At 26.3% G+C, this 10,915-nt stretch carries 6 protein-coding genes and 1 pseudogene; 6 read left to right on the top strand and 1 reads right to left on the bottom strand.

Annotated features, from left to right (window positions below):
- Positions 1–290: 290 nt before the first annotated feature.
- From ACJA22_RS00365 to ACJA22_RS00340, 6 genes and pseudogenes are all read left to right on the top strand, one after another.
- Positions 291–1,706, top strand: a pseudogene (locus ACJA22_RS00365) (conjugation protein); the annotation flags it as partial.
- 38 nt (positions 1,707–1,744) lie between these two features.
- Complete coding sequence (locus tag ACJA22_RS00360) at positions 1,745–2,920, top strand: IS30 family transposase (protein WP_406617158.1); 1,176 nt, start codon at positions 1,745–1,747, stop codon at positions 2,918–2,920.
- Positions 2,921–3,310: 390 nt separating this feature from the next.
- Positions 3,311–4,105, top strand: a complete 795-nt coding sequence (locus tag ACJA22_RS00355; protein ID WP_406617166.1) for an Mbov_0400 family ICE element protein — start codon at positions 3,311–3,313, stop codon at positions 4,103–4,105.
- 48 nt (positions 4,106–4,153) lie between these two features.
- A complete protein-coding gene (locus ACJA22_RS00350; protein WP_406617165.1) occupies positions 4,154–4,435 on the top strand; it encodes a hypothetical protein in 282 nt (93 codons plus the stop codon).
- Between the two features lie 19 nt (positions 4,436–4,454).
- Positions 4,455–6,107, top strand: coding sequence for an IS1634 family transposase (locus tag ACJA22_RS00345; RefSeq protein ID WP_406617163.1), 1,653 nt, complete (start codon positions 4,455–4,457; stop codon positions 6,105–6,107).
- Between the two features lie 55 nt (positions 6,108–6,162).
- A complete protein-coding gene (locus ACJA22_RS00340) occupies positions 6,163–7,236 on the top strand; it encodes an Mbov_0401 family ICE element transposase-like protein (protein ID WP_406617162.1) in 1,074 nt (357 codons plus the stop codon).
- A gap of 604 nt (positions 7,237–7,840) precedes the next feature.
- On the opposite strand, the gene ACJA22_RS00335 is transcribed toward ACJA22_RS00340, so the two are convergent.
- The gene (locus ACJA22_RS00335) at positions 7,841–10,228 is read right to left on the bottom strand and encodes a phosphoketolase family protein (protein ID WP_406617161.1); all 2,388 of its coding nucleotides are present in this window, start codon (positions 10,226–10,228) and stop codon (positions 7,841–7,843) included.
- Positions 10,229–10,915 lie beyond the last annotated feature (687 nt).

Raw genomic sequence — 10,915 nt, 5'->3', positions numbered from 1 at the left:
ATTATACCACAAATTACAATGTAATTATGTAAAAAAATAACTTTTTTTTATTTATATATAAATAACACTGAAAAAAGTAATAAAAAAGAGCTCCAACTTGGAAACTCAGGACAAATACAGAGCGTATAGAAAAAACAATTATTGATTATATTGAATTTAATTTAAAACAATCTGCAAAACTTAGTGAATATTTTCCATATCAAAATGAGTGATGAAAAGTTAGTTCGAATAATTGATTTATAGAAGAATGAGCTGATCAAAATTCAAAAGCTAATTGATTAAAACAAGCGGCTGAGGTTTATATTTTTAATACTAAAGAACAAAAAGAATACAAAGGAATTAATTTTACTCTTAGAGGAAATGGCAAAATAGCAAACCAAAAAAGAAACTTTAATATTAGAAATGAAGCTTGACATATTTATAATCCTCCCATTGATTTATCTAAAATCGATATTCAAGATAATTTAACTTTTAATATTTCAAAACAAACATTCGAAGGTAAAAATATACCTGAAGAAGTTGCTGATGAAAATTATCGAAAAGCTATTGAAAATAAAGTATTAAGTTTTATTAATTTTCAATTGTTAGAATATAAAAATAAAACTAAAAAAAATGGTAAAAAAATCGAAATGATTTTAGGTAAAGATTTAGAAATAGCTAATTTTAATGAAGTAATTGCACATTTAATGAGAGGCAAGGTTTTAGATAAACCTATCGAATTAAAACTTATTGGCAAAAATGCTAATTTATATAACTATAAAACTATTAATTTTAAAAATCTTGGAGATGGAGGTAAGTTTAATCTTAAAAATTTAAGTTATGTTTTAATGGATAATAAAAACATAATTAAAGAAACTAACCCATCTAAGATTAAAGAAAAAGTTATTGAATTGGTCAAGGAAGCAGCAAATAAATTGGCTTTACAAATTGATAAAGATTATAAAATATTTGCAATTAATAATGATGCTTACTGATTAGAATTAGTATCTAAATATGATGACCCTAAATTAAAAGAAAATAAAGAGTTTTATGATAAATTAGTTAAAGCTTTAGAAGAACTTAAAAAACGTAAAACTTTTAAATACGGAGATAAAGATATTGATATCGAATTTGAATCAAAAGATTTAAATATTAAAAATCAATTAGAACATTATAAAAATTTAATTATTGAAGAGTTATTAAGAGAAATAAATAATAATGGTTTAAATGAAAAAGTATTAAGTAAAAAAATTATTTTATTACCTACTAATACTACTAAAGGTTTTGGTTATGGATATATTATTAATCGAGTAGATAAGGCATATGATCCATCAAAATATCCAGAATGAAAACCAAATCCTAATCCTAATGAAGATGATGATATTGTTAATCCAAGTAATAAACCTAATAAAGATAAGGGATTTAAGAAAATAGCTAAAACTTGATGATTCCCTTTAGTTATGGTGATTAGTATTATTGGTTTATTAGTGGGCGGAATATTTTTAACTAAAACATTATTAAGAAAATATGGATGAAGTTTTGGTAAAAGAGCAAGACGTAATAAAAATAAGAAATATGAAAAAGCTATTGCAAAACGTAAGAAATTTTTAGAAAAAGAACATATCAAAAATCAAAAAGAACTAGAAAAAAATAAAAATATACTATTCATTCCAGAAATAAAAGTCCCAACATTTGAAAATGTCGGGATTTTTCTGTCCTTTTGGTAAAATAAAAATGATAAAAAGAAAGGACAACATAATTATATATGAAAAACGATAAAAAAATTTTCTGTACTTTGGTTAGAAGTAAAAATGTGCATAACAAAATTCAAACTTCACAAATTCATTTCGCTGTTGATAAGAATTACTCTGAAATTTTAAGCCGCTCGAAAAACTACTCGACACACAAAAACCATATCGGTTTTGCAGAAGTGTTTCAGATAATATATGGATTACTAAATTTTCAATCTTTAAAAGAAATATCTCAAAATATTGAAATATCGACTAAAGCGATTAAAAGGTTTTTATTTAAATATTCAAAAGGAATATATTTAGGCAAAGGCGATAGAAAAACCTGTGATTGTTGTGATGCTAAAATTAAAAAAGTTCGTTATTTAGATCTTGATGAATTTATGATAAATGTTGCTAATTTTGATAAAAGTAAAAGAATAGCATATTCAAAAAAGAAAATAGAACAATATCAAGATTTTAGAAATTTTTGAACAGAGCTTTTTGATGATTATACCCAAAATAGAAATAATAAAGATTTAGCAAAAAGAACGCCTAAGCTAAGCGCTAACGAAATATTAAGAAGATTTGAAGAAAAGTATCCAAACAGCTATAAACCTTCAAAATCTATGGTATATAATTTGATATCACAAAGAGTCTTTAAAGACCTTGAAATAGGCATTTTGGTCAATTTATCCACCAAAGGAATTAAACAAAAACGACCCCCAAAAAGAGACAGTCGAAAGCTTAAAAAGATTGGAGTTAGCATTGATCAACGCAGCACAGAAATCAATGAAAGACTTAGAGATAATGATTATGAATTAGATACTGTTATTGGTTCAAAAACTGATCAATGTTGTTTCGTAACGCTAATTAATAGAAAGACTAGACGCTTCTATTTTCATATGGTACGGCGGACTAGCACTGGTGTTAGAGATGGGCTGATATACCTAATGCAAAAATATAACTTGACAATAGATTCGCTAACCATAGATAATGGTAGTGAAAATGCGAAACTAGATGAAGTGCCAGGTATTAAGCAAATATATAAATGTCACCCATATTGTTCGGGAGAAAAAGGCTCTATCGAAAACTGCCACAGGTTATTAAGACGGTATTTTAAAAAAGGCAAGTCTATAGACCCTTACTACGGTCAAGATTTGACTCCTGTTATGGATTTTATAAATAATTACAAGAGAAGCATTCGCTTCTAATCCAAACTTTTTATGTGCTAAAAAGTTTGACAAAAAGGCACTTACTTTTTTGGAAAAAAGTAAGCAAAAAACTCAAGTTTTTTACAAAACTTGGTATTTTCGTTTAAATTTTTTTAGGATTTTAAAGCTTTTCTTGGTAATAATTTATAATTTTTGTAACATTTTTGATTTTACGCAAAATTAGGACTTTTAAAATTGGAATTTATAAAATAAAAATATACATAAAAAATAATTTTTATATGCTATACTTTTACCATTATCTAAGCTGATGTTATATGATAAATACGAACGCAAACAAGATCATATAATATTAGAGTTTGCTGATACCGATTAGATTCTTAGTTCGTCTTAAAAAGAGGTTTAATGCCTCTTTTTTTGTATAATTTTTCTATGAGTTTAGATTTATGAAAACCTTTAAAAATTAATAATCCTTTATTACAAAATATATTTAATCTACCCATAGATGGAAAAATATTATCTAATGGAAATATACAAGCACATCCATTAATTATTTTTGAAAGCAAAAAAGATAAAACTTATTATTGTATTCGTTTACAAACCGCAACTCCTTCTACTATAAGAAATAATGTCTTAATTGATAATAGTTCATATCAAAAATTAAACTATTGAAATAAAGTTAATGAAGTAGCTGTTACAAAAGATGTTTTTATTATTGATAAAGAATTATTAGAAAATAATATTAATCAAACTATCTATCAAAATACAAAAACATTAAGCAAAGAAGATAAAAAATTAATATTGAATGATTTAGAAAAACGCATTAATTCAATACCACCAAATTTAAATATTTTAAAAGTATCTAATAATTTACAAAATAATTTAGTTTTATATACAAATAATGATTTAATTGAAAATCAATTAATTTCAACTCTTAGTTTTAAAAATAAATTAATTGATTGAGAAACAAAAGATTATTATTCTAAACATTTTGATAAAAATGAATTTCTTAACAATGTAAATACATCTAATATAGAAAATACACAAGAAGCTTTAAAAGATATTAAATTATGTATCGATAAAGAACAAAATATAGCTAATGAATATTTCTTTCAATATGAATTAGATAAAGAATCTGGTAATTATTTTATTGTTAATCAAGAAGAGAATACTAATTCTAATGATGATATCGAAGATGAAGAAGAAACGAAAGGACGTTCACGTTAAAACTATAAAGCTAGTTTATTCTAGCTTTTTGTTTTAATTTTATTTATTATGACTACAGATTTATTTGTTAATGGTGTAAGTGAGAAAGATATTTTATCTACTGGACAAATGATAATAGAAAAATTAAATGATGAAGAAGAAATATTTCGAACCAAAACTAGATTGGAAAATGAAGAATATAAAGATTGAATTGTTTCGGATTGAAGAATTAAAACTATTATTATCGATGGCGACCTGAGTTTCCAAGTTGGAGCTCTTTTTTATTACTTTTTTCAGTGTTATTTATATATAAATAAAAAAAAGTTATTTTTTTACATAATTACATTGTAATTTGTGGTATAATAAAGATATGAAAAAAGACAAATGACTATTAATTTCAAGAAAAAATAAGAACTCTACTTACTTATCTTTAGCACTTTCAGGAGGATTTGGCAAAGGTTATAAGAAATCTATCGGTATCGGTACAGTTGAAAAATGAGAAAAATATTGTTCTGATCCAGTAGAAAAAATTAAAAAACTATCTCAAAACTACAATACTGATTGAGATAGAAATATGATAATTAGACAATTAGAGTTAGATATAAGCAAGGTTAAAATTGAAACAAAACAGTTCAATTATGGATATGATTTGTTATACAGTTTCTTAGAAAAATTAAATCCTTTTAAAGATGCTAAAGTATCAAAATCCAAGTATTTAAATGATTTATTAAAATATATGATTTCAAATAGAATTGTAAATCCGGGTAGCATGCTTTCATCCTTTAAAAATAAAGACAAATTCAATATAAATTTAGAAGTTGAAAAGACGACATTTTATAATACTTTAGACTATTTAGCTGAAAATAAAAATAACATTTTAAAGAGTGTTAACGATACATTGATTAAAGATAAAAATAGAAAAATAGATATTATTTGATACGACTCTTCAACGGTATATTTTGAAAGTTTTGCAAGAGAAGGATTGAGATATCCAGGTTATTCTAAAGATGGAAAATTCAAAGAGATTCAAATTGTTTTAGGTTTAGCAACAGATGAAAACGGCATTCCAATTCACTATAAATTATTCAAAGGGAACACTGCTGATGCATCAACATTTATTAATTTTATTTTGAATATAAAATCACAATATGAATTAAACAAAGTAACACTCATTGCTGATAGAGGAATGAGTACAAATAGAAACATAAGATTTCTAGAAGATAACGATATTGATTACATTTTATCTTATAGATTAAAAGCGGCTTCAAATGACCGAAAGACCTTTGCAATAGATGAATCCGGCTATTTTGGAGACAATAATTTTAAATATAAAGAAACTACTTTTTATTCGTTTTGAAAGAATAGAATAGCAAACGGACACAAGAGAAGATTGGTAGTAACATATAGTAAAAAAAGAGCATTAAAAGATAAAAATGATAGACAAATTTTAATCGATAATTTTATTAAAAGACAAGATAAAGACGGACTAGTTCATGATCAAGTAATGTTCGGTCAAAAGAAATTTAAATTCTTCGAAAAAGTTGGTGGTAAAGGTTATTACAAACTTAACTATGACAAAATTATCGAAGATGAAAAGTTCGACGGATATTATGCTTATGAAACCTCTAGATTTGATTTATCACCTGAAGAAATTGTGAATTTATATTCAAAACAATGACAAATAGAATCAAACTTTAGAGCTTTAAAAAGTGCTTTAGCTGTAAGACCTATTTATGTATGAAGTGAAAAGCATATTGAAGGTCATTTCGTACTTTGCTTCTTATCTCTTGTTTTATTAAATTTTGTTATTTATTATTTAAACAAAGGTTTGAAAGAACTCGGTGTTGTAGATGAAAAAATCACAATCAAAAAATTACAAGATGTAATAAAAGAAACAATCAAAACATGCAAGATTATTGACGGAAAAATTGAAAGTGAAGAATATATTATTAACGACAACAATAATCAAGCAATTCAAGATTATCAAACATATTTAAGAATTTTAAATGAATTAAAATTTTAAATTATTAAAAACAGCTCATCAAACAGATGAGTTGTTAAAAATTACATTGTAAAAGTTGGAAACTCGGGATAAAGATTGAATTGTTTCGGATTGAAGAATTAAAACTATTATTATCGATGGCGAAATATATACTATCAATTTAACTCAATATTTAGATAAAAAAACAGGTAAAAAATTTACATATTATCATAATGAAATATTGAAATTAATGGGTAAGAAAAGATACTGATTAGGCAGTGTTTTAGTAGCTATAAAAACTCAAAATTTAAGACGTAGAAATAAGGAACAAAATGAAGCTTTAAAAAGCAAAATTCCTTATGATATTTATCATTATTATTTAAAAATAAAATACATAACTTTTATGGTTCAATACGATAAATTTTTAACTCAAAAATATCAAACAATTCAGATAGAAAATGATGATGCTTTTATACATTTAAATAATGGTAAATATCGAGTAAGAATGGTAGGAATTTATAATGGATATCAGGATAAAAATAATCATAAATTATTAAATAAAACGATTATTTTTCAATTTGATAAGAATGCTTTAGCTTATCAAAATATGGACTTTTTAACTAACAAAACTAAAGAAATAATAGATAAATTTTATACCTATAAAAATATAAATTTATCAGGTGATGGTGCTAGATGTATTACAAAATTTAGTCAAAATATTAAAGCTATTAGACACTATGATAAGTTTCATTTTCATAAAATTTTGTTCAATTGTCTTGGTTATAGCAAGAATAAAAATAAACAAAACAAAAATATTTTTGGAAAAGAATTTGGCAATCAATTTCCTTTATTTTTATGATTTTTGCAAAATAAAAAATATGATGAATTTGAAAATTTATTGAGAAAAAACATTGATTTTTTAAAGAAAAATAAAATATCAAAATTAAAAATTTGAGAAATAAAAAGCTTATTAAGACTGTGAAAAAATAATAAAAACTATCTTATAAATACCTATGAAAATGCTAATTATTTTGGTGGAAATGCTGAAACTTTTATTGGACATTACTTAAAAAAATATACAAAAAATGCATTTTCAAGACAAAATATTAATCTTTTAAAACTAAAAATTCTATTAAATATTCCTAAAAATATAAACGTGATTTTCTTATAAAATCACGTTTTTTTATTGCCTTTTTATTTTGAGTTTGCACTTTTTGTAAAAAATTATATATAATTACATAGTAATTATATATAAAAGTTGTTAGTGCTAACAATTAGCAAGCACTTTTTTTAAAAAATCAAAAAGTGCAAACTGAAGTGCATGCAAAAATAATATATTATTACTTTGTAATAATATATTAAAAGGGAAAAACCGCACTACGGTAAGTAGTTTTAGTGGTTCTTCCCTTGCCCTATTCAAGGGTGCGCGCCCGCATACGCGCGCGTATATAGGCCACTTTTTGTGCTTGCACTAGTGCAAACTCAAAAAGAAATTTATATTATTTAATAAAATTTTGGTAGAATTATATTGATAAGAAAAATCACTTTATGATTTTGCTAACCCTACATTTTCCTACACATCCATTAAAATTTTAAATTATTAAAAACAGCTCATCAAACAGATGAGTTGTTAAAAATTACATTGTAAAAGTTGGAAACTCGGGAAAAATTTAGGAATATATAAGTAATATTGAGGACTGCTATTTTCTTTATTAGCCTATAAAACAGCAAAATATATAAAAAAGCAGCACTAAGCCGCTTTCATTATTTTATGATTATTTTTTGTTAACATTTTCTCATTTTCAGTTCTTAACTTCAGGAATATCTGTACCGTATTCTTTAATGTATTCACGGTGGTATTGAATCATTTTTTCCATTTCTTTAATAAGTTTGTTTGCAGCTTTTTTACCTACAACATTTTCAACAGCTTTAACTGCATCAATTGTCATGTGGAATCTGTCCATTTCACTTAATAAACGAATGTCGAATGATGTTGTAATATCACCATTTTCTCTATAACCATGTGGGATTAAGTTGTGGTTGTGACGGTTGAAGAAGATGTCTCTTAAAATACCTTCAAAACCGTGGAATGCGAATAATACTGGTTTATCTTTTGTAAAGATTTTATCAAATTCAGCATCACTATAACCTCTAGGGTCAATGCTTGGGTGTCTTAATCTTAATAAGTCAAGTACATTAACAAATCTAATTTTAAGATCTGGGAAGTTTTTGTGGAGAATTGAAATTGTTGCAAGAGCTTCAATTGTTGATTCTGTACCTGATGCTGTAACAACTAAGTCAGGTTCTTCATTCATTGAACATGTTGATGCTCAGCTAATTGTTTTGAAACCTTTATCAACTAATTCTTGAGCTTCTTTCATTGTGAAGAATTGTTCTCTAGGTTGTTTTGAAGAAATAATTAAGTTAATTACATTTCTTTCTCTGAATGCTTTATCCATTGTAGCTAATAATGTGTTTGTATCAGCTGGTAAGTATTCTCTAATAAGTTCTGGTCTTTTATCTGCTAAGTGTCCAATTAAACCTGGGTCTTGGTGTGTGTAACCGTTGTGGTCTTGTTGGAATGCATTAGATGTAGCCATAACGTTTAATGATGGGTAATCTTTTCTTCAAGGAATTTCTTTTGCTTTTCTTAATCATTTCATGTGTTGAGTTAACATTGAGTCAACAACTCTTAAGAATGCTTCGTATGATACAAAGATACCGTGACGACCTGTTAATACATAACCTTCAAGCATACCTTCTGCTTGGTGTTCTGATAATTGTGAGTCAATAATTCTACCAACTGGGCTTAAAGCTTCATCATAAACTGGGTCAATTCTGTCTAATCATTGACGTTTTGTAACTTTAAATAAGTTGTAAAGTCTGTTTGATTTAGTTTCATCCGGTCCTCAAATTCTAAAGTTTGTAGGGTTTTTAAGAACTAAATCACCAAAGTATGTACCTAATGTAACCATATCTTGGTTAATTACTGAACCTGGTTTTTTGAAATCAAGACCAAATTGTTTTCAGTCACCTAAATTCATAACTTTAGGATTAATTCCACCGTTTGTTACAGGGTTCATACCCATTCTTCTATTTCCTTTAGGAGCAATTTCGGCAATTTCAGGTAATAATTTACCGTTCTTGTCAAATAATTCTTCTGGATGGTATGATTTTAATCAATCTTCTAATGCTGGAGCAAATTGCATGTTAGCAGCATTTACAGGAATAGGAACTTGGTGTGCTCTAAAGCTACCTTCGATAGCTTCTCCGTTTCATTCAGTTGGACCTGTTCAACCTTTAGGTGATTTAAGAACAACCATTGGTCATACTGGTCTGTGGCAATTTTCAGCACCAATTTTTCTTGCATGTTCTTGGTTTTCTTTAATCATTCTTACACATTCATCTAATGCTTTTGCCATGTGTTCATGCATGTATTCATGGTCGGCACCTTCAACGATAAATGCTTTTCAACCCATACCTGCAAAGTATTCTTCGATTTCTTTGCTTGATCTACGCGATCAAATTGTAGGGTTAGAAATTTTACCACCGTTAACGTGTAAGATAGGTAATACAGCACCATCATTTGCTGGGCTAATAAATGAGTTTAAGAATCAACCACAAGCTAATGGACCTGTTTCTGATTCACCATCACCAACAACTGCAGCAGCAATAACTTCTGGGTTATCTAAAACAGCACCAGCAGCATGTGATAATGAATAACCTAATTCACCACCTTCGTGAATTGAGCCAGGGCATTCTGGAGCGCAGTGACTTGCTGTACCACCCGGGAATGAGAAGTATTTAAATAAGTGTGTCATTCCTTTGATGTCTTGTGTAACATTTGGGAATAATTTTGTATAACTTCCGTCTAAGTATGCGTTTGATGAAACAACTTGACCACCATGTCCTGGACCTTCAATGTAAAACATATTTAAGTCATATTTGTTAATAATTCTGTTTAAGTGAGCATAAATAAAGTTTTGTCCTGCACATGTTCCTCAGTGTCCAATTGGGTAAATTTTAATGTCATCTGAAACTAAAGGTCTTGTTAATAAAGGATTATTTCTTAAATAAATTTGACCTACTGATAAATAGTTTGCGGCTCTTCATCAAGCATCAACTTTATTAAGATATTTTTTATCATCATAATTAATTTTCATTTTTCCTCCTTCTTGTATATGAAAAAATGTTTTAAAAAAATTTTAAATGGCAAATACTATATATATTAATAATTTGCATGTAATATTATATATTAAAAACTATTTACGATACTAAATAAATAAGGGTTAAAATGCACTTTTAATGGAATAAATAACACATAGTTTAACTATGAAACTTTAAAATAGAGTTTTTGGTCAAAAATACCTAATTTTGTGTTTTTAAAAAATTTTAAATAAAAAATCTAACATAAAATGTTAGAAGGATTAATATGCTAATGAAAACAGATAATGAGTTTTTATTCGCTGCTCAAATTGTTAAATTTCGTTGTCTAAAAAACGAGATCAAAATTGGTTAAATTAACAACGTTGATCCAATGAATAATATTAGAAACGAATTGTAGCGTTGAACATGCTATATATCTGTTCCGATACTTATTTAGTTCTTATTTGATCTTGTTGTTTTTAAATGAATTGAAAAATTGATATTGCTTTCATTCTTAATAATAAAGGTTAATCAATAATAAATAATAAAGACACAGGTACACCAATAATTAATGAAAAATAAAGATTTTTTATTTTTAAAGCAAATTTCTTTAACGAATAAACGGTCTATAAATTGCCGTTTAGAGCAATAAATCAGTTGTTTTAGTATAAAACAACCCATTTACGAAAAAAAGAAAAATTATT

The sequence above is a fragment of the Mycoplasmopsis adleri genome, from assembly GCF_045276205.1.
Classification (GTDB): domain Bacteria; phylum Bacillota_I; class Bacilli_A; order Mycoplasmatales; family Metamycoplasmataceae; genus Mycoplasmopsis; species Mycoplasmopsis adleri.
The sequence above is the reverse complement of the archived record's forward strand: the minus strand, read 5'-3'. Positions and strand labels throughout refer to the sequence as shown.